The organism is Microtetraspora niveoalba (assembly GCF_001570405.1).
Classification (GTDB): Bacteria; Actinomycetota; Actinomycetes; order Streptosporangiales; family Streptosporangiaceae; genus Microtetraspora; species Microtetraspora niveoalba.
The window spans coordinates 87835-106831 of sequence record NZ_BBYM01000022.1 but is presented as its reverse complement, the minus strand read 5'-3'; the positions used below and the strand labels follow the sequence as shown (position 1 = coordinate 106831).

General features: G+C 73.4%; 17 protein-coding genes. 6 read left to right on the top strand and 11 right to left on the bottom strand.

Annotated features, from left to right (window positions below):
• The first annotated feature begins 3 nt into the window (after positions 1-3).
• Complete coding sequence (locus tag AWQ70_RS22685; protein WP_067179312.1) at positions 4-618, top strand: trimeric intracellular cation channel family protein; 615 nt, start codon at positions 4-6, stop codon at positions 616-618.
• On the opposite strand, the gene yczR is transcribed toward AWQ70_RS22685, so the two are convergent.
• Positions 602-2029, bottom strand: coding sequence for a MocR-like transcription factor YczR (gene yczR, locus AWQ70_RS22680; RefSeq protein WP_067179310.1), 1428 nt, complete (start codon positions 2027-2029; stop codon positions 602-604). The two genes, AWQ70_RS22685 and yczR, sit on opposite strands and share 17 nt — an antisense overlap.
• A gap of 62 nt (positions 2030-2091) precedes the next feature.
• Between yczR and yczE the strand changes: the two genes are divergently transcribed.
• Both yczE and AWQ70_RS22670 read left to right on the top strand, forming a co-directional pair.
• Positions 2092-2709 (top strand): membrane protein YczE, encoded by a 618-nt coding sequence (gene yczE / locus AWQ70_RS22675; protein WP_067179308.1) that lies wholly within the window; start codon positions 2092-2094, stop codon positions 2707-2709.
• Positions 2710-2719: 10 nt separating this feature from the next.
• Positions 2720-4510: a glycoside hydrolase family 15 protein gene (locus AWQ70_RS22670; protein WP_067179403.1), complete on the top strand. Its 1791-nt coding sequence runs from the start codon at positions 2720-2722 to the stop codon at positions 4508-4510.
• 38 nt (positions 4511-4548) lie between these two features.
• Here the strand turns inward: AWQ70_RS22670 and AWQ70_RS22665 are convergent, their stop codons facing one another.
• Both AWQ70_RS22665 and AWQ70_RS22660 read right to left on the bottom strand, forming a co-directional pair.
• Positions 4549-5496 carry a hypothetical protein gene (locus tag AWQ70_RS22665; RefSeq protein ID WP_245647104.1) on the bottom strand — a complete coding sequence of 316 codons (948 nt, stop codon included), beginning with the start codon at positions 5494-5496 and terminating at the stop codon, positions 4549-4551.
• Between the two features lie 42 nt (positions 5497-5538).
• The gene (locus AWQ70_RS22660) at positions 5539-6462 is read right to left on the bottom strand and encodes a S66 peptidase family protein (RefSeq protein ID WP_067179306.1); all 924 of its coding nucleotides are present in this window, start codon (positions 6460-6462) and stop codon (positions 5539-5541) included.
• A gap of 61 nt (positions 6463-6523) precedes the next feature.
• On the opposite strand from AWQ70_RS22660, the gene AWQ70_RS22655 reads away from it, so the two are divergent.
• Entirely contained in the window at positions 6524-7405 is an 882-nt protein-coding gene (locus AWQ70_RS22655; protein WP_067179304.1) for a sulfotransferase family protein, read from the top strand.
• On the opposite strand, the gene AWQ70_RS22650 is transcribed toward AWQ70_RS22655, so the two are convergent.
• The 5 genes from AWQ70_RS22650 to AWQ70_RS22630 form a co-directional block, all read right to left on the bottom strand.
• Entirely contained in the window at positions 7383-9263 is a 1881-nt protein-coding gene (locus AWQ70_RS22650; protein WP_084517629.1) for an ABC transporter ATP-binding protein, read from the bottom strand. The two genes, AWQ70_RS22655 and AWQ70_RS22650, sit on opposite strands and share 23 nt — an antisense overlap.
• Before the next feature lie 51 nt (positions 9264-9314).
• A complete protein-coding gene (locus AWQ70_RS22645) occupies positions 9315-10133 on the bottom strand; it encodes an enoyl-CoA hydratase/isomerase family protein (protein WP_067179301.1) in 819 nt (272 codons plus the stop codon).
• Between the two features lie 128 nt (positions 10134-10261).
• Positions 10262-10477: a helix-turn-helix domain-containing protein gene (locus AWQ70_RS22640; protein ID WP_061255603.1), complete on the bottom strand. Its 216-nt coding sequence runs from the start codon at positions 10475-10477 to the stop codon at positions 10262-10264.
• Between the two features lie 114 nt (positions 10478-10591).
• The gene (locus tag AWQ70_RS22635; protein WP_067179299.1) at positions 10592-12190 is read right to left on the bottom strand and encodes an ABC-F family ATP-binding cassette domain-containing protein; all 1599 of its coding nucleotides are present in this window, start codon (positions 12188-12190) and stop codon (positions 10592-10594) included.
• A 329-nt stretch (positions 12191-12519) separates the two neighbouring features.
• Positions 12520-13275 carry an acVLRF1 family peptidyl-tRNA hydrolase gene (locus tag AWQ70_RS22630; RefSeq protein WP_169808720.1) on the bottom strand — a complete coding sequence of 252 codons (756 nt, stop codon included), beginning with the start codon at positions 13273-13275 and terminating at the stop codon, positions 12520-12522.
• An 827-nt stretch (positions 13276-14102) separates the two neighbouring features.
• Here AWQ70_RS22630 and AWQ70_RS22625 point away from each other — a divergent pair.
• Together AWQ70_RS22625 and AWQ70_RS22620 are read left to right on the top strand one after the other, a co-directional pair.
• The gene (locus AWQ70_RS22625; protein ID WP_067179294.1) at positions 14103-15176 is read left to right on the top strand and encodes an EAL domain-containing protein; all 1074 of its coding nucleotides are present in this window, start codon (positions 14103-14105) and stop codon (positions 15174-15176) included.
• Between the two features lie 125 nt (positions 15177-15301).
• A complete protein-coding gene (locus AWQ70_RS22620; protein WP_084517627.1) occupies positions 15302-16909 on the top strand; it encodes a serine/threonine-protein kinase in 1608 nt (535 codons plus the stop codon).
• Positions 16910-17015: 106 nt separating this feature from the next.
• Here the strand turns inward: AWQ70_RS22620 and AWQ70_RS22615 are convergent, their stop codons facing one another.
• From AWQ70_RS22615 to AWQ70_RS22605, 3 genes are all read right to left on the bottom strand, one after another.
• Entirely contained in the window at positions 17016-17651 is a 636-nt protein-coding gene (locus tag AWQ70_RS22615; protein WP_067179289.1) for a class I SAM-dependent methyltransferase, read from the bottom strand.
• A 114-nt stretch (positions 17652-17765) separates the two neighbouring features.
• Entirely contained in the window at positions 17766-18611 is an 846-nt protein-coding gene (hisG, locus tag AWQ70_RS22610) for an ATP phosphoribosyltransferase (RefSeq protein WP_067179286.1), read from the bottom strand.
• Between the two features lie 70 nt (positions 18612-18681).
• Positions 18682-18945: a phosphoribosyl-ATP diphosphatase gene (locus AWQ70_RS22605; protein ID WP_067141912.1), complete on the bottom strand. Its 264-nt coding sequence runs from the start codon at positions 18943-18945 to the stop codon at positions 18682-18684.
• Positions 18946-18997: the final 52 nt, after the last annotated feature.

Sequence of the window (18997 nt, the reverse complement as noted above, 5' to 3'; positions counted from 1 at the left end):
GCCGTGACCCCCGTGCTCGACCTCGCCGGAATCTTCGTCTTCGCCCTGTCCGGAGCGCTGGAGGGCGTACGCAAACGGCTCGACATGGTCGGCATGGCGGTGCTCGCGTTCTTCACCGCGGTGGGCGGCGGCGTCATGCGCGACCTGTTCATCGGAGTGCAGCCGGCCGCGTTCCGCGACACCGGATACCTGCTGGTGCCGATCGCGGCCACCGTCATCGCGTTCTTCTGGCACCCGCAGGTGGAGCGCGCCATGCCGGGCGTGCTGGTCTTCGACGCGGCGGGCCTCGGCCTGTTCTGCGCGGTCGGGACCGCCAAGGCGCTGCACTACGGCCTGTCCCCCCTGCACGCCGTGCTCCTCGGCGTCTGCACCGCCGTGGGCGGAGGCGTCATCCGCGACGTCCTGTCCGGCGAGATGCCGACCCTGCTCTACGACCGCCAGCTCTACGCCCTGCCCGCGATGCTCGGCTCCACGGCGATGGCCGTGCTGTACGCGGCGGGCGTGCGCGGGTTCGTCGCCACCCTGTCCGCCGCCGTGCTCGCCTTCGTGTTCCGCATCCTCGCCATGCGGTACGGCTGGCGCGCGCCCCTGGCGCGCGGCGTCAGAGGGTCGGCGTGAGGGGCTCGGCCGGGCGGTAGCCGTACGAACCGGTCCCGGCGGCGATGCGGTGGACGGCGTCGGTGAGGACGTGGGGCGGCTGGGTGAACGGGATCCTGACGTAGCGTTCGAGCGTCCCGTCCACGCCGAACCACGGGCCGGGCGCGATCCGCACGCCCCTGGCCGCCGCCGCGTCGGCGAGCGGGGTCGCGACGGGCGCGTCCAGCCTGATCCAGAGAGAGCCGCCTCCCGGGGGCGGGGTGAAGGACCACGCGGGCAGCTCGTCGCGCAGGGCCGCGACGAGCGCGGCCCGCGAGGCGCGCAGCGAGCGGCACCGGTCGGCGCGGGTCTCCTCCAGCCGCTCGAACAGGTGGGCCACCGCGAGCTGCTCGACGATCGCGCCGGAGATGTCCACGGACGCCCGGTACAGGGCGAGCCTCCTGATCAGCGCGGCGGTGGCGCGGATCCAGCCCACGCGCAGGCCGCCCCACCAAAGCTTGGACGCCGAGCCGACGCTGATCACCCGGCCGTCGGTGTCGAAGGAGGCCAGCGGCCTGCGGGCGCCGACGTCGTCGAGCGCCAGCTCGGCCCAGGTCTCGTCGGCCAGCAGGACGGTGTCGTGGCGGCGGGCGGCGGCCACGAGCACGGCCCGGTCCTCGTCCCCCATCAGGTGGCCGGTGGGGTTCTGGAAGTCCGGGATGACGTACGCGAGGCGGGCGGCGGACTGCCGGATCGCGCCCGCGAGCAGGTCCATGTGCCAGCCGTCCTCCTGGATGCCGACCGGGACCAGGCGTGCCCCGCGCTGCCGCGCGACGTCGATCGCGTGCGAGAAGGTGGGCGACTCCACCAGCACCGGGTCTCCCGCACCGACCAGCAGCGACATGACGAGGTGGATGGCGTGCTGGGCCCCGGCGGTGATCATGATCTGGTCGGGCCGGGTGGCGACGCCGCGCTCGCGGTACCTGCGGGCGACCGCCTCGCGCAGCGGCGCGACGCCGACGGGGTCGTACCCCATGCCCAGCGCGTACCGGGGGTAGGCCTCGGCCGCCGCCGCGACGGCGTCCCCCAGGTACGGCGTGGCGGGCGGGGCGGCGCAGTGCAGCGGGAGCCGTCCTTCGTCGTCGGTGACGACCCACGGGCCCTCGACGCCGAGCGCGGTGGCGTCGGGCAGCGCGGTCCAGCTTCCGGCCCCCTGGCGACTCCGCAGGTAGCCCTGCTCCCGCAGCCGGTCGTAGGCCGTGGTGACCGTGGTGCGGCTGACGCCCAGCTCCTCGGCGAGGTGCCGCTCCGCCGGCAGCCGCACGCGTACGGCGAGGCGGCCGTCGAGGATGAGCGACCGCACGGCCTCGGCGAGGGCCCTGTAGTAGGGCCTCGTCTCGGGCGGCACCTCCACGAGCCGGGCCAGTTGCCGCGCACTAAGATATCGGTCCATAAGTCCAATTTTCCGGATTGGACCTTTATATGCAAGCCAATGGCCCGGACCATGGAACCACTATGAGCGAACTCTCACTGCCCCGCGCCGGCTCCCTGCCCGCCCGGCTCCTGCGGCTGTACGTCGGGCTGGCCGGCTACGGCGCCGGCATCGGCCTGCTGGTCCACTCCGGGCTCGGTCTCGACCCCTGGGAGGTCTTCCACCAGGGGATGTCCTTCCGCACCGGCTGGTCGATCGGCCTGTGCATCAACCTCGTGGGCGCCCTCGTGCTGCTGCTGTGGATCCCGTTGCGCCAGCGTCCCGGTCTCGGCACGATCAGCAACGTCCTGGTGGTCGGGACCTGCGCCGACGTCACCATGGCGCTGGTCCCCCCGGCGTCCTTCTGGCTCGTGGAGTGGGCGTTCCTGCTCGGCGGCATCGTGTGCATCGCCGCCGCGTCCGGCCTCTACATCGGCGCGGGGTTCGGCGCCGGGCCGCGTGACGGGCTGATGGTGGGGCTGAACCGCCTCGGCCTGTCGATCCGCGCGGCCAGGACCCTGGTGGAGCTGACCGTGCTCGCCGTGGGCTGGCTCCTCGGCGGCACCGTCGGCGTCGGGACGATCGTCTTCGCCCTCGCGATCGGGCCGACGACCCAGTTCTTCATGAGAGCTCTGCGCGCCGTACCCGCCCGAACGTATTAGCGTGATCCGCATGCGGATCGAGGACTACGCCCTCATCGGAGACATGCAGTCCGCCGCCCTCGTCGGGCGGAACGGCTCGATCGACTGGCTCTGCCTCCCCCGGTTCGACTCCCCCGCCTGCTTCGCCGCCCTGCTCGGCGACGCCTCCAACGGCTGCTGGAGGATCGCCCCGGCGGCCGCGTTCGCCGCCGGATCCGGCGGGGACGGGCCGGAGAGCATGGCAACCCGGCGGTCCTACCGGGACGAGACGCTGATCCTGGAGACCGTCTGGGAGACGCCGACCGGCGCGGTCAAGGTGACGGACTTCATGCCGCCCCGGCAGGCCAACCCCGACCTGGTCCGGATCGTCGAGGGGCTGTCGGGAACCGTCGAGATGGCCACCGAGATCCGCGTGCGGTTCGACTACGGCCGCATCGTGCCGTGGGTGCGCCGCGTGGACGGCCACATCCTGGCCGTGGGCGGCCCCGACGCGGTGTGGCTGCACTCCCCCGTGCCGCTGAGGGGCGGGGACTACCGCCACACCGGGTCGTTCACCGTCTCGGCCGGCGACCGGGTGCCGTTCGTGTTCACCTGGCACCCCTCCCATCGGCCCGCCCCCGAGCGCATCGACCCGTTCGACCAGCTCGCCGAGACCGAGCAGCTCTGGAAGGAGTGGGTCGCCGCCTGCGACTACACGGGGCGCTGGCGGGAGGCGGTGGTCCGCTCGCTGATCACTCTGAAGGCGCTGACATACTCGCCGACCGGCGGGATCGTCGCCGCCCCCACCACGTCGCTGCCGGAGGACTTCGGCGGCGTGCGCAACTGGGACTACCGCTTCTGCTGGCTGCGGGACGCCACCATGACGCTCGACGCCTTCGTCGGCTCCGGCTATCTCGACGAGGCGCGCGCCTGGCGCGAGTGGCTGCTGCGCGCCGTCGCCGGCCGCCCCGAGGACATCCAGATCATGTACGGCGTGGCCGGCGAGCGGCGGCTGCCCGAGCTGACGCTCGACTGGCTCCCGGGTTACGAGGAGTCCCGCCCCGTCCGCGTCGGCAACGGCGCGGCGACCCAGCTCCAGCTCGACGTCTACGGCGAGGTCGTCAACACGCTGTACGTCGCGCGCCGCGAGGGGCTGCCGCCCAACAGCCACGCCTGGTCGCTGGTGCGCAAGCTGATGGACTTCCTGGAGACCGGCTGGGAGCAGCCGGACGAGGGCCTGTGGGAGGTCCGCGGCCCCCGCAGGCACTTCGTCCACTCCAAGGTCATGGCGTGGGTGGCCGCCGACCGGGCCGTCCGGCTGGTCCGCGAGCTGGAGCGCACCGGCCCGGTCGAGCGCTGGGCGGCTCTGCGCGACCGCATCCACGCGGAGGTCTGTCACAAGGGCTACGACGCCGAGCGCGGCACGTTCACCCAGTCGTACGGCTCCCGCGAGCTGGACGCGGCGCTGCTGATGATCCCGATCGTCGGCTTCCTGCCGGCCCAGGACCCGCGGGTGCGCTCCACGATCGAGGCGGTCGAGCGCGAGCTGATGACGGACGGCTTCGTGCTGCGCTATCCGGTCGCGGATGACAACGCGGTGGACGGCCTGCCGGGCGCCGAGGGCGCGTTCCTCGCCTGCAGTTTCTGGCTGGCCGAGGCCAGGGCGATGGTGGGCCGCAGGGAGGAGGCGGTCGAGCTGTTCGAGCGGCTGCTGTCCCTGCGCAACGACGTCGGCCTGCTCGCCGAGGAGTACGACCCGCGCCGCGGCCGGCTGGCGGGCAACTTCCCGCAGGCGTTCAGCCACGTGCCGCTGATCCACACCGGGCAGGCGCTCAGCCGCTGACGGCCCGTCCTCCCCGCCCGGCGCTCACGGCGCCGTGATCAGGGCCTGGTCCGGCCGGCGATCCTGGCGAGGAGCCGGGCGAACTCCGGCGGCGGCGCGATGACGAGGCGGGTCTGGCCGTCCTGGGCGACCACGTCGGCCTGGATGCGGGTGAGCCGCCACCCGTGGCCGGCGTCGATGTGCCACCAGTAGACGTGCGGGCTGAGCCCGTCGCGCCGCTCGTCGTACTCCCGCTGGGCGAAGATCCGCAGCCGCTCGATCGCGCGCACCACGCCGATGCCGTCGACCGGGTGGAGGGCGACCACCCCGGGGTGGGGCAGCGCGACCAGCATGCCGTCGTCGGGCACCGGGACGTACCGCTCCAGGCTGCGCAGGTGCGCGGCCGCGCTGGGGGCGGCCAGCAGCCCCGCCCGCACCCCGCCGAGGTCGATCCGCGACACCGCGGGCCGCTCGTCGGCCAGGGCGTTCGCCACGGCGACGTCGAGCGCCTCGGCCGGGGGGATGGGCCAGCAGAACGCCTCCTCGGGGCGGACCGGCCGGGCCCCGATCGTGAGCACCTCGATCAGGTCGGCGCTGAGGTGGCGGCCGATGATCCTGGACGGGTCGGGGATCGCCGGGTCGTCGGCGGCGCGCACCCGGGTGCGCAGCAGCGGCCGGATCGGCGCCAGGTTGCACGCGTCGAACGGCTCGCCGGACACGGCGTGGGCGAGGTGCTCGGAGACCAGCATCGGCCAGTCCTCGCGCGACCGGCGGACGGCCTCGCGCCGCAGGCCGACCAGGTTGACCACCCGGACCTGGGCCGGCCGGCCGTCGCCGGGCGGCGGGGAGCCCATCGTCAGGGACGCCCCGTCCGGGGCGAACGAGCAGGTGAAGCCCATGGTCTCGGCGACCAGGGCGAGCAGGGAGTCGAGGTCGACGTCCTCGACGGATCTCGGTGCGGGAAGGTCAGGCCGCTTCCGGCCGCGCAGTCGCCGCAAGAGTCCCAAAGCACCATCCCTCCGCCGCGCCAGGAATTTTCCGGGCGGGTTTCAGGGTGCCTCGTCCGGATCGCGGAAGAGGCCCGTCACAGAGCACGATTCTGTATCGATAACCCCATCCGCCTCCATCCACACACTGAACTGTGGTGAGCCGTGGCCGATCGGGAGACCGGCGACGATCGGCACGGCGAGCGGCGCGAGCCGCTCGGCCAGCACGTCCAGCACCTCGTCCGGGTCGCCGCAGCCCTCCCAGGAGCCGAGCGCGAACCCGGCCGCGCCGTCGAGGCTCCCGGCCTGGAGAAGCTGCGTGAGCATCCGGTCGATCCGGTACGGCGCCTCGCCCACGTCCTCCAGGACCACGATGTGCCCGTCCGCGCGGAAGCCGTACGGCGTGCCGCAGAGGGCGGCGAGCAGGCTGAGGTTGCCGCCGCCGAACGGCCCCTCGGCCCGGCCGGGCAGGAGGACCCGGTCGCCGTGGACCGGGGCGGCCGGCTCGCCCTCGAACAGGGCCGCCCGCAGGCGGGCCAGGGTCTCCGGCTCGGGGCCGTCGGGTCCGCCGAGGAGGGAGCAGGCGGGCATGGGGCCGAAGAGCGTCGCCACGCCCAGCGCGCGGGCGAACGCGACGTGGAGCGCGGTGACGTCGCTCGACCCGAGCAGGATCTTGGGCCCGGCCGCGCGCAACGCGTCCCAGTCGAGCGGTTCGAGCAGCCGGGTGGCGCCGTAGCCGCCCCTGGCGCAGATCACCGCGGACACCTCCGGATCGCACCAGGCGGCCTGGAGGTCGACGACGCGGGCGGAGTCGGGTCCGGCGAGGAAGCCGCGCCTGCCGAGCGCGCGCGAGCCGACGACCACGTCGAGGCCGAGCCCCTTGAGGACGTCCGCGCCGCGCTCCAGCAGCGCCGGGTCGACCGGCCCCGAAGGGGCGACGATCGCGACGGTGTCGCCGGGACGGAGCCGGCGCGGAAATTCAGCCACGGCACAACCCGGTGTCGCTGCGTTCGTTCACCTCGCAAAGGCTGTCAGACTAGCCGTACCTATGCGACCTCCGACACACATCCTGGTTGTCAACGGCGTCAAGGTCCGCCGTCCGGTGTTCGTGCTCGGCGCTCCGCATTCCGGCGCGGAGCTCCTGGCCCGCGCGTTGAAACGTTCCGCCGGCTTCCATGTGACGATGGGCCGGCCCGCCGTGACCCGCGTCGTCTACGCGTTCGCGCGGCGGCCGTCGATCGCCCGCAGCGGCGGCGCGCCGAGCGTGATCAGGGACGCCCTGGCCGAGGCGTGGCGGATCGGACCGGACGCCTGCGCCGGATGCCCCGCCGCCTGCCGGGAGGCGGGCGGCGCGGTCGGCGAGGGCCCCTGCGTGCGGGAGGCCGCCGCCCCGGACACGTACGGCGACGCCGGCCCCGACCTGCTCTACAGCGCGCCGGTGCTGCTGCAGGCGTTCCCCGACGCCCGGTTCGTCCAGGTCATCAGGGACGGCAGGGACGTGGTCGCCGACATGCTGGCCGACCCCGCCTGCATGGCGTGGTTCCGCCCCCACATGCTCAGCGAGGACGCGGAGTTCCCCAGCCCCTTCCTCGGGGTGCGGTCCGCCGACCACCGGGACCGCTGGCTGGCGATGCCCGCCGCGGGCAAGTGCGCCCTGCGCTGGCGCTCCGCCGTACGGCTCAGCGCGGCGCTGCGCAGGGAGCTGCCCCGCGAGCAGTTGCTGACGCTCCGCTACGAGGACGTGGTCGCCGACCCGGCCGAGGCCGTCGAGGCGGTGTCGGCGTTCCTCGGGGCCTCGCTGTCGTCGGTCGCGCTGTACGGCACGGCGCCCCCGCAGGCGGGGTCGTGGCGGGCGCGGCTGTCGGCCACCGACCTCGCACTGGTGGAGAAGGTGGCGCGCGAGGAGCTCACGCGTCTGGGCTACCTGTGAACTGGGTCCGGTAGAGCTCGGCGTAGGCGCCGTCGCGGGCGAGCAGCTCGTCGTGGCCGCCCCGCTCCACGACCTGGCCGTCCTGGATCACCAGGATCGTGTCGGCCTCCCTGATCGTGGAGAGCCGGTGCGCGATCACCAGGGAGGTGCGCCCGGCCAGCGCGATCTTGAGCGCCTTCTGCACGGCCGCCTCGGACTCGGAGTCGAGGTGGGCGGTGGCCTCGTCGAGCACGACCACGTCGGGGGCCTTCAGCAGCAGCCGGGCCAGCGCCACCCGCTGCTTCTCGCCGCCGGACAGCCGGTACCCGCGGTCGCCGACCACCGTGTCCAGCCCCTCGGGAAGGGCGCTCACGAGGTCGCCGATCTGCGCGGCCCGCAGCGCCTCCCAGATCTCCTCGTCGGTCGCCTCCGGCCGGGCGTAGCGCAGGTTGTTGCCGATCGTGTCGTGGAACAGGTGCGAGTCCTGCATGACGACGCCGACCGTGTCCCTGATGCTGTCCATGGTGGCGTCCCTGACGTCGAGCCCGTTGAGGCGGACGGCGCCCTCGTTCACGTCGTAGAGGCGGGACACCAGTGAGGTGAGGGTGGTCTTGCCCGCGCCGGAGTGGCCGACCAGCGCGACCAGCTCGCCGGGCCGCGCGGTGAACGACACCCCGTTGAGCACCGGCTGCGAGGGGCCGGTGTCCGGCCGGGCGACGGACTCGAGCGAGGCCAGCGACACCTCGGACGCCGCGGGATAGCGGAAGTGCACGTCGTCGAACTCGATCGTCACCGGACCGCCGGGGATGGGGCGGGCGTCCGGCGCCTGCGCGACCATGGGCTTCAGGTCGAGCACCTCGAACACCCGGTCGAAGCTGACCAGCGCGGTCATCACGTCGACGTGCACGTTCGACAGGCTGGTGAGCGGGCCGTACAGGCGCATCAGCAGGGCGGCGAGCGCGACCAGCGTGCCCAGCTCGAAGACGCCGTTCACGGCCAGCGCGCCGCCCATGCCGTAGACGAGCGCGGTGGCGAGCGCGGCGACCAGGCCGAGCGCGATCCGGAAGACCGCGCCGTACATCGCCACGATGACGCCGACGTCGCGCACCCGCCCGGCCCGCCCGGCGAAGTGGACCGCCTCGTCCTCCGGCCTGCCGTACAGCTTGGCGACCATGGCGCCGGCGACGTTGAACCGCTCGGTCATCATCGAGCTCATCTCGGCGTCGAGCTGCATCTGCTCGCGGGTGAGCGCCGACATGCGCCGCCCGACCCACTTCGCCGGGAGGATGAAGATCGGCAGCAGGACCAGGGCGACCAGGGTGATCTGCCAGGACAGCACGAGCATCGCGCCGAGCACGACGACCAGGCTGACGACGTTGGAGACCACGGACGACAGCGTGCTCGTGAGGGCCCGCTGCGCGCCGATGACGTCGCTGTTCAGCCGGGACACCAGCGCGCCGGTCTGCGCCCGCATGAAGAACGCCACGGGCATGCGCTGGACGTGGTCGAAGACCTCGGTGCGGAGGTTGTAGATCAGCCCTTCGCCGATGCGGGCGGAGAACCACCGCTGGACCAGGCCGATGCCGGCGTCGACCACGGCGAGCGCCGCGATGGCGACCGCCAGCCAGACCACGACGTCGACACGCTTGGGGATGATGCCGTCGTTGATGACGGACCTCATCAGGAGGGGGTTGGCGACCACGATCAGGGCGCCGACCACCACCAGCGCGAGGAAGCCGACGATCTGGCCCTTGAAGGGCCGGGCATACCCCGCGATGCGCCGCACTGTGCCCGGCGCCAGCCGTTCCTTGGTCACCGAGCTGTCACGCCGGAGCGACCGCATCACCTGGGGGCCGTAGCCCCCGCCCATCATCGCCACGCTCATCCTCCCGCTTGTGAAGCACCGGGGAGGATACCGCCCATTCCGGCGTCAGCTCGCGGCGAACATGGCACGGATGCGCGCCGCCTGCTCGGAGCGTTCGGCCGCGGCCTGTTCCTCCAGGGTCCGCCCGGGGGCGGCCTGGAGCAGGCGCTTGGTCGCGGTCGCGGCGTCCCTGTTCGTGCCGAGCAGCGCCGCCGCGAGGTCCCGTACGGCCGCCGGCAGCTCCTCACCCGGAACCACCAGCTCCGCCAGGCCGAGCCGGAACGCCTCCTCGGCGCCCACGGTGCGGGCGGTCAGGCAGATCTCGACGGCCCGGGACACCCCGACGATGTCGACCAGCGGCTTGGTGCCGGTGAGATCGGGAACGAGCCCGAGCGCCGGCTCCTTCATGCAGAACTTGACGTCCTCGGCGACGATCCGCAGGTCGCAGGAGAGCGCCAGTTGGAATCCGGCTCCGATCGCGTGGCCCTGGACGGCGGCGATGGAGACGATGTCGGGCCGGCGGAGCCACAGGAAACCGCGCTGGGCCTCGGCGACCGCCTGCTCGAAGGCCGTGTCGTCGAGCGTGGCGACCGTGCCGAACGATCCCTGCCCGGGCACCCCCTCGGGCGTGAACATGCGCAGGTCGATGCCCGCTGAGAAGGACGGCCCCTCACCACGGACCACGACCACCCGTACCTGGCCGGGGAGGGTGTCCCCGATCCGGGCCAGTGCCGACCAGGTGGCGAACGTCTGGGCGTTTCGCCGTTCCGGCCGGTCCAGGGTGATGGTCGCGATCTCGCCGTCCACCTCACAGCGCAGTCCGATCTCCGCGAGCTCGCTCGCCGAGATCGTCTCCGTGCTCCCCCCAAGTGTCGCGTCCGTCATCCACAGCTCCTGCGTCCGTCGTTTCCGCGGTCCCGCCCGAGCCTACCGAATATCGTTCTGATGGCTCCTGGCGGGACCGCACGGCGTCTGGGAACGTGCGGCTGCGGTCGCGCGCCCGCGAGGCGGATCTAGCGCTTGGACTTCCCTCGGGTCGCCCCGCCGCGCCCGCGCAGAGCCACGCCGGACTCGCTCAGGATGCGGTGGATGAACCCGTAGGACCGGCCGGTCGAAGCGGCCAGCGCGCGGATGCTCTCACCCGCGGCGTACCGCTTCTTGAGATCGCTGGCCAGCTTTTCACGGTCGGCCCCGGTCACCCGGGTGCCCTTCTTCAGAGTCTCGGCCACGAGTACCTCCTGTAGTGCCAGACTTCCGCAGCGTTACTCAGGCCATGATCAGTCATTTCGGCGGGATCGGCTACCTACTCAGCCGGAAAAGATCCCTACCCGCTCAAATTAAGATCAGGCGAGGGCCACAAGATCGGAAAATTCGTCGCTCCAGGCGTCCTCTACCCCGTCCGGCAAAAGGATCACTCGGTCGGGCTGAAGTGCGTCGACGGCCCCTTCGTCGTGTGTGACGAGCACGATCGCCCCGGCGTACGAACGCAGCGCCGACAGGACCTGCTCACGCGAAGCGGGGTCGAGGTTGTTGGTGGGCTCGTCGAGCAGCAGTACGTTGGCGCTCGACAACACCAGCGTCGCCAGGGCGAGCCGCGTCTTCTCCCCGCCGGACAGGACGCCGGCCGGCTTGTCCACGTCGTCGCCGCTGAAGAGGAACGAGCCGAGCACCTTGCGCAGCTCCACGTCGGCCAGGTCGGGACCGGCCGAGCGCATGTTCTCCAGGACGGTGCGGCCGGAGTCGAGGGTCTCGTGCTCCTGCGCGTAGTAGCCCAGCTTGAGGCCGTGCCCGGGCCGGATCTCGCCGGTGTCGGGCTCCTCGATGCCGCCGAGCAGGCGCAGCAGCGTGGTCTTCCCCGCGCCGTTGAGGCCGAGGATGACCACCCGCGAGCCCCGGTCCACGGCGGCGTCCACGTCCGTGAACACCTCCAGCGAGCCGTACGACTTGGACAGCCCGGCGGCGGTCAGCGGGGTCTTGCCGCAGGGGGCGGGCTCGGGGAAGCGCAGCTTGGCGACCCGGTCGCTGCGCCGCTCGCCCTCCACGCCGGCCAGCATCCGGCGGGCGCGGCGCTCCATGTCCTGCGCGGCCTTGGCCTTGGTGGCCTTGGCCCGCATCCGGTCGGCCTGGGCCAGCAGCACCGACGCCTGCTTCTCGGCGTTGGCCCGCTCGCGCTTGCGGCGCTTCTCGTCGGTCTCCCGCTGGGCGAGGTACGCCTTCCAGCCGACGTTGTAGGTGTCGATCACGCAGCGGTTGGCGTCGAGGTGCAGAACCCGGTTTACCGTCGCTTCAAGTAGGTTGACGTCATGGCTGATGATCACCAAGCCGCCCTGGTGGGATCGTAAAAAATCACGAAGCCACCCGATCGAGTCTGCATCGAGGTGGTTTGTCGGCTCGTCAAGCAGGAGAGTCTCCGCTCCGCTGAAGAGGATCCGGGCCAGCTCGACCCGGCGGCGCTGCCCTCCGGACAGGGTCTCCAGCGGCTGGGTGAGCACCCTGTCGGGCAGGCCGAGGCTGGAGGCGATCGAGGCGGCCTCCGACTCGGCCGCGTAGCCGCCCAGGACGTGCAGGCGGTCCTCCAGACGGCCGTACGCGCGCACGGCGCGGTCGCGGACGCGCGGGTCGTCGGCGGCCATGCCCTGCTCGGCGGCGCGCAGCTCGCGCAGCACCTCGTCCAGCCCGCGCGCGGAGAGGATCCGGTCGCGGGCGAGGGTGCTCAGGTCGCCCGAGCGCGGGTCCTGCGGCAGATAGCCGATGCTGCCGGCGGCGGTGACCGAGCCGGAGGCGGGGATGCCCTCGCCCGCGAGCACCTTCGTCAGGGTGGTCTTGCCCGCGCCGTTGCGGCCGACCAGGCCGATCTTGTCGCCCGGGTTCACCCGGAACGAGGCGCCCTCGATGAGCAGCCGGGACCCGGCGCGCAGCTCGACATCAGTAGCAATGATCATGATTAAGGGGAATCCCGTGTGGTGGGGTCAGGACCGGCGCGTGGTCGCACGGACACCGGAACGGAGAAGAGAGCGGGTCCGCGCGAGCTCGGGGAATCGATCAATCGGGAGCGCGCATACCGCCCAGTGTACGGCCTGTCCAGCGTTCGTCCCGGGTCCGTGAGATCACATCCCAGGATTCCCGGGAGGGGCGCCTCGTGTTCACGAGCCGGGTGTCACGGTCTTCGCCGAGACGCGCCTTGTGTTGACGAGACGGGTGTCAGGGTGTGCGCGAGATCGAGACGCCGGGATCGCGGCGCTTCCGCCGTCGCCGCCGCGCGTGTACCGGTTCAGCCCCGATCGAGGCCCGGCGCCGGCCCCTCGACGGGATCGGCACCCTCCGGCGTGCCGGGGTGGTCGACGACGCGGACGCGGACCGCTCGGAACGTCGCCGGGGTCTCCTTCAGCACGGCCAGCCGGGGGTCGGGCACCATGAGGAACGGCGGGCGTTCCAGAGCGCGCAGCGGCGCCAGCCGCCGGTCGCGAAGCGCGCCCTCGACCGCGCGCCGGTCCCCGCCGAGCACGACCGCCTCCAGCTCCCCCGCGTACGGCAGCAGCACGCGGACGGCAACGTCGGCCGCGGCCTCCAGCGCCTCGGCGGACTGCTTCTCCCTGCGCCGCGCGAACCGCTGCTGCGACCACCCTCCCGCCGCGCTGCGGCCGTGGACCTGCCGGGAGCCGACCTTGGACGCCACGAGCCGCTCCCCGTCGAACACGCCCGCCGCGTGGCCGCCGAGCCGTACGAGAAGGACGCCGACCAGCCGGTCTCGCCGCGCGTGCGCGGCGAGCGCCGCCACCGGGTCGTCGCCCGCCCCGCGGCCGGGCGCCCGTCCGGCGGCGTCCGCTGCTTCTTCCTCGGTCAGGGGTGGGAAGGGCACGTGGAACTCCGCCACCGCGCCGTCCGCCGCGGTCAGCCGTACGAGATCGGGGGTCGCCGTCGCCTCCGCGGCGCCGTGCCGGGCCGTGAAGCCGTCGGCCCAGCGCTCGACGCGCTCGGGGGCGACCGTCACCCATCTGCCTCCGCCCGCGGCCGGTCGTGCCGTCATGGGACCCGAGGTTATCCCGCGCCGCGCATTGCCGGGACGCGCCGGGGACCGAGCGCGGCCCTGCATCAGATGGGGCGGGCGTGGCGGGTGATTCCGGAGCCGGAAGGGCCGCCGGAGCTTGCCACTGACGCGCTGCCGGGAACGAGCACGCGAGACGAGCGCGGCGGGTGATCCCAGGGAACGAGCACGCGAGACGAGGCGGGCGCGACGGTGACGCCGGGGCTGGAAGGGCCGCCGGAGCCTCCCGATGACGTGCCAGACCTGCGGTGATATATCCCGACAGAACGGGAGGGGAAATGTGGGTGAACTTCACTTCCCGCCCCTCCGGTCACCGGTAGAGGGGCAGCACAATTCAACCCGTGTCGGTCCCCCTTCCCTACGCGGCGCCCGCCCAGGCCGCCCCGGACGCCGTGTCCGGCTCCTCCGCTGCGGATCCGAGCGCTCCGGGTCACACGCTCGGGTACCCGGCCCCGGGCCTCCGTGGTCCGGGCCACCCGTCGGGGGCTTCCCCATCGGCCCCGGCGGCCCCGGCGTCCTCAGACCGCCCCTACACCTCCGCCGTCGCGGGCCCGGGTGCTCCCGGCTCCGCTGCGGCAGGCTTCGAGGCTCCCGGCCACGCGCCCGGCTCCGCTGCGGCAGGCTTCGAGGCTCCCGGTCACCTGGCCGGATCGGCCGGCGCGGGCCCGGGTGCTTCCGGCCACCTGGTCAGGTCGACCGGCACGTCAGGGCCAGGTGCTTCCGGTCCCCCGTACGGTTCCACGGGGGCGAACCCCGGTGTTCATGGTCAGGGGGCTGGTCAGGGGGCCGCACCGGTCTTCCTGCCGGTCGTGGACCTCGACACCGGCGGGGTCGTCGCGGTCGAGGTGGCGGCGGGCGAGGTCTCCGGGCGCGTGCCCTCCGACGTCTCCGACACCGTGCGGGGCCTGCTCGCCGCGTCCCGGGCGGCGGCCCTCCTCCCGCTCATGCTGCCGGTCCCCGCCCGCGCGGTGATCGGCGGCTCCGGCGGCCTCGCCCCGCTGCACGAGGCGGTGCGCGCCTCCGGCCGCAGGCCGCGCGAGCTGATCCTGGTGGTCGAGGGGGAGATCCCCGAGACCGGCCGCCGCGCCCTCCTCGCCGGGATCGACGGCCTTCGGGCCGCCGGATATCTCATCGCCTTCGGCGGGCTCGGCAGCGCGCCGCTGCCCCTCGACCTGCTCGCCGACGCCTCGCCGTACGTGGTCGTGCTGGGCCGCGACCTGGTGGCGCGGGTGCCGCGCGACCCGCGCGGGAGCGCGCTCGCCGAGTCGCTCGTCGGGGTGGCGCGCGCCCTCGGCGCGCACGTGCTCGCCCCCGCGTTGCGGGAGGAGGCCCAGCTCGCGGCGACGCGCGGATGGGGCATCCGGCTGGCGCAGGGTCCGCTGCTCGCGCCGATCGACTGGAAGCCGTCCGGTGGCCGGGTCCGGGTGCGCGTCCCGCTGCCCGTACCGGACGCCACTCCCGCGGCGGTGCTGCTCGGGCCGCGGGTCCAGGAACTCCTGCTCCCCGGTGTGACGCTGTCCTCCGAGGCGACCGCCGAGGACGTGGTCGCGGCGTTCGGCTCCGAGCCGTCGATCACCAGCGTCGTCCTCGTGGACGAGTACCAGCGGCCGGTGGGGAGCGCCGACCGGAGCCGCTTCCTGCTCTTCATGGCCGGCGCGTACGGCCACGCCCTGCACGCGAAGAAGCCGGCCAGTCGCATCGCGGACGCGGCGCGGACGGTGCCCAGGACGACGCCCGCGATCGCCGCGATGCAGCTCGCGGGCCGGGACGCGTCCCGGGTCTACGACGATCTGGTGGTGGTCGACGAGGTGGGCCGTTGCATGGGCATCGTCCGCGTCGGCGACCTGATCCGCCACGTCGCCGGCGCCGCTCCCTCCCGCTGACCACGCCGCCGGGGAGGGGGCCGCGGCGGGCACGTCGCGCCCTCCGGCCGGGGCGTGAGGCCGGGAGGAGATCGGACCGGAACCATTGATCGCTCCGTTATGGTGTTCGTCATCCTTTGACGGCTATGTGTAGGGAGCTGGTCGCGGTGAACGGCTGGGTGGGGGTCTCCTCCGTGCTCGGCGACCGCTACCGGCTGGACACGCCGATCGGCCGGGGCGGCATGGCCGAGGTGTGGCGCGGCCATGACCTGGTCCGCGACTGGCCGGTGGCGGTCAAGCTCTTCGCGGCCGAGGCGTCCGACCCGTCCATGCGGGCCCGGTTCGCCCAGGAGGCCCGCACCGCCGCGCGCGTGGTCCACCCCAACGTGGTCAGCGTGTACGACGTGGGCGAGCACACCGGGCGGCCGTACCTCGTGATGGAGCTGCTCTCGGGCCGCAGCCTGGCCGAGGAGCTGGCGGCGCGGGGGCCGCTGGGGGTGGACGAGGTCCGCCACCTCGTCGGGCAGGTGGCCGTCGGCCTGGACGCCGCGCACCGGGCCGGGGTCGTGCACCGCGACATCAAGCCCGCCAACCTGCACCTGACCGACGGCGGCCAGGTCAAGGTGGTCGACTTCGGGATCGCCCGGCTGGCGGACGAGGCGGCGGGACGGCTGACCGCGGTCGGCATGATCGTCGGAACCGCGGCGTACCTGTCGCCTGAGCAGATCATGGGACGCCCCGGTGACGCGGCCAGCGACATGTACGCGCTGGGCTGCGTGTGCTACGAGTTGCTGTGCGGTCACCCGCCGTTCGCCGGGTCGTCGGCCGAGCTGGTCTTCCAGCACGTCCAGCAGCCGCCCCCGCCGCCGCGCCGCTACCGGCCCGATCTCCCGGCCGACCTGGAGGCGCTGGTGCTGGCGCTGCTGGAGAAGGAGCCGCGCGCCCGGCCGACCGCCGGCGAGGTGATCGCCCGGACGATGGCCGCCCCGCCTCCTCCCCCCGCGCGGGCGGGCGACACGGCGTTGCTCGACATGGGCGGCACCGCCGTCCTCGGCGGGGGCGGACAGGCTCCCGGGTGGCCTCCGTCCGGCCACGCCGCCGGCGGCCCCGCCGTCCCGGGGTACGCGGGCCCGACCCATGGCGGCCCGGACGGGTTCACCTCCCCTATGGCGGGGACCTCCGCCGCCTCGGGCTTGTGGCCCCCGGGCGGGCCCACCATGAGCGCGCCAGTACGGGGGAAGCGCGGCGGGATGTCGCGGCGCAAGGGGGTGATGATCGCGGCGGCGGCGGTCCTTCCCGTCCTGGCCGTGGTGTGGCTGGCCTCCCCGTCCTCGCCGCCTCCGCCGGACGCCTCCGCCACGGCGGCGGCCACGACACCCGCGCCCGCCCGGCAGAGCCGGTCCGCGACGCCCACGCCGACCGCCGTCCCGTCCGTCACGCCGTCGGCGGCTCCGTCACCGGCCGTGTCCAGGACGGCGACCGGGCCGCAGGCGTGGCTGGCCGGGCTGGAGAGCGCGGTGACCGCTCAGGAGCGGCAGCGCGGCATCGACTCCGACACGGCCGAGAAGGTGCGCGAGGAGATCGAGGAGATCCGGGAGAAGCTCGCGGACGGCGACAACGGGAAGGCGCAGAAGAAGCTGCGCGACCTCGGCAGGACGCTGAGCAAGGCGCAGCGGAAGGGCCGGCTGGCCTCCAGCGGGCCGCTGATCGACTATCTGAGCCGGTCCGGCCTGCTGTCCGGCCGCCGCCACTGACCCGGCTCCGGCCCGCGCGGCGCGTCCCGGCCCCGACGCCCGGGGACGCGGCGGGGCGTTCGTCCGGCGACCCCGCCCCACCTCGCGACGGCTCCGCCGGGGCCGGTCACGGGCGGCGGGCGGCGCCGAGGATGAAATACGTGGCGGGGCCGCGGATCCCGGCGAAGTGGAAACGTCGCATCCGTTCGACGGCGAACCCGGCCCGCTCGATCGCCGCCGCGCTGTCGCGGGCGGTGTGGCAGCCGCCCGCCAGGCGCGGCCAAACGGTGGCGTCCAGCAGCCGTTGGAAGCGGACCATGCCGGGGGTGTCGGCGCGTACGTGCTCCAGGAAGCACAGCCGCCCTCCGGGGACGAGCACCCGCCGCGCCTCCCGCAGCGCCGCGTCCGGATCCGAGAACGAGCACAGCACGAGCGAGACCACCACCGCGTCGACGCTTTCGTCGGCGACGGGGAGCGCCTCGGCCACGCCGTCCAGCACCTCGACGGGGACGGGGGCCTTCGCGGCGGCGCGTACGGCCAGCTCGCGCAGCGTGCGTTCGGGCTCGATCGCGATCACACGGGTGACGGCGGGCGGGTAGTGGGCGAAGTTCAGCCCGTTGCCCGCCCCCACCTCGACGACCCGGCCGGAAAGCCCCTCCAGCAGGGTCCGGCGGTGGGCGGTCATGCCGTGACGTTCCTGGGTCTGGCTTATGCGGGGATAGAGCCGCGCGAAGAGAGGGTGGTGGATGTCCGTTCTCGCCATGGAGTCACCGATTTCTCAGGGGAGACCGCGGGGGAACGGCCCGCGGGTGGCCGTCCCCTCCCAGACTGCCACCCGCACCGCCGCAGTGGGCTCCGAAAGATCACCCGGTGGGCGTCAGAGGCGGCAGGCGTAGATCGCGGTGATCAGGATGGCCTTCGCGCCGATCTCCCAGAGCTGGTCCATGATCTGCTGGTGGCCCTTGCGCGGCACCATCGCCCGGACGGCCACCCAGCCCTCGCGGTGCAGCGGGGAAACGGTCGGCCCCTCGACGCCCGGCGTGATCGCGATGGCCTCGTCGATCCGCTCCACGCGGATGTCGTAGTCCATCATCACGTAGTCGCGGGCGACGAGGACGCCCTGCAGCCGCCGGATGAGCTGCTGGAAGCCGTTGGTCTCCGCGGCGCCGGTCCGCTTGATGACCACGGCCTCGGAGTGGGCGATGGGCTCCCCGAACACGTCCAGCCCGACGTTGCGCAGCGTGGTGCCGGTCTCCACGACGTCGGCGACGGCGTCCGCGACGCCGAGCCGTATCGCCGTCTCCACGGCGCCGTCGAGCTTGATGACCCGGGCGTCGATGCCCTCCTCGGCGAGGTACTTGCTGAGGAGACCGGCGTAGGAGGTGGCGATCCGCAGGCCGGCCAGGTCGGTGACGCTGCCGTACCGCCCGGCGGGCGCGGCGAAGCGGAACGTGGACCGGCCGAAGCCCAGCGGCACGACCTCCTCGGCCGGGGCGCCGGAGTCGAACAGCATGTCGCGGCCGGTGATGCCCGCGTCGAGCGTCCCCTCGCCCACGTAGACGGCGATGTCGCGGGGACGCAGGAAGAACAGTTCGCAGGAGTTCTCGGGGTCGACGACCACGAGCTCCTTGCTGTCGGTGCGCGGGCGGTACCCGGCTTCTTTCAGGATGGTCTGCGCGGCTTCGGCGAGCGCGCCCTTGTTCGGTACGGCGAGACGCAGCATGGTGTGACGGAAACCCTTCGGGACGCGGATGACGAGGTCATTGGACGCGTTTCGGCCGCCGGGTGGCGGCCTAGAGATGCTTGTAGACCTCGTCGAGCCCGATGCCGCGCGCCAGCATGAGGACCTGCACGTGGTAGAGGAGCTGGGAGATCTCCTCCGCCGCCCGCTCGGTGGACTCGTGCTCGGCCGCCATCCAGCTCTCCGCGGCCTCCTCGACGACCTTCTTCCCGATGGCATGGACCCCGGCGTCCAGCGCGGCCACGGTGCCCGAGCCCGGGGGCCGGGTGCGCGCCTTCTCCGACAGCTCGGCGTACAGCTCTTCGAAGGTCTTCATGATCTCTTTCAGGGTCGTCGGGCGATGCGGAACCAGCGTAGTCGGTCCGCGT

Coding starts and splice junctions, on each gene's coding strand:
- yczR (WP_067179310.1), bottom strand. CDS start 2,029: ATGGACCGATATCTTAGTGCGCGGCAACTGGCCCGGCTCGTGGAGGTG.
- yczE (WP_067179308.1), top strand. CDS start 2,092: ATGAGCGAACTCTCACTGCCCCGCGCCGGCTCCCTGCCCGCCCGGCTC.
- AWQ70_RS22670 (WP_067179403.1), top strand. CDS start 2,720: ATGCGGATCGAGGACTACGCCCTCATCGGAGACATGCAGTCCGCCGCC.
- AWQ70_RS22655 (WP_067179304.1), top strand. CDS start 6,524: ATGCGACCTCCGACACACATCCTGGTTGTCAACGGCGTCAAGGTCCGC.
- AWQ70_RS22645 (WP_067179301.1), bottom strand. CDS start 10,133: ATGACGGACGCGACACTTGGGGGGAGCACGGAGACGATCTCGGCGAGC.
- AWQ70_RS22635 (WP_067179299.1), bottom strand. CDS start 12,190: ATGATCATTGCTACTGATGTCGAGCTGCGCGCCGGGTCCCGGCTGCTC.
- AWQ70_RS22630 (WP_169808720.1), bottom strand. CDS start 13,275: ATGACGGCACGACCGGCCGCGGGCGGAGGCAGATGGGTGACGGTCGCC.
- AWQ70_RS22620 (WP_084517627.1), top strand. CDS start 15,302: ATGTGTAGGGAGCTGGTCGCGGTGAACGGCTGGGTGGGGGTCTCCTCC.
- AWQ70_RS22615 (WP_067179289.1), bottom strand. CDS start 17,651: ATGGCGAGAACGGACATCCACCACCCTCTCTTCGCGCGGCTCTATCCC.
- hisG (WP_067179286.1), bottom strand. CDS start 18,611: ATGCTGCGTCTCGCCGTACCGAACAAGGGCGCGCTCGCCGAAGCCGCG.
- AWQ70_RS22605 (WP_067141912.1), bottom strand. CDS start 18,945: ATGAAGACCTTCGAAGAGCTGTACGCCGAGCTGTCGGAGAAGGCGCGC.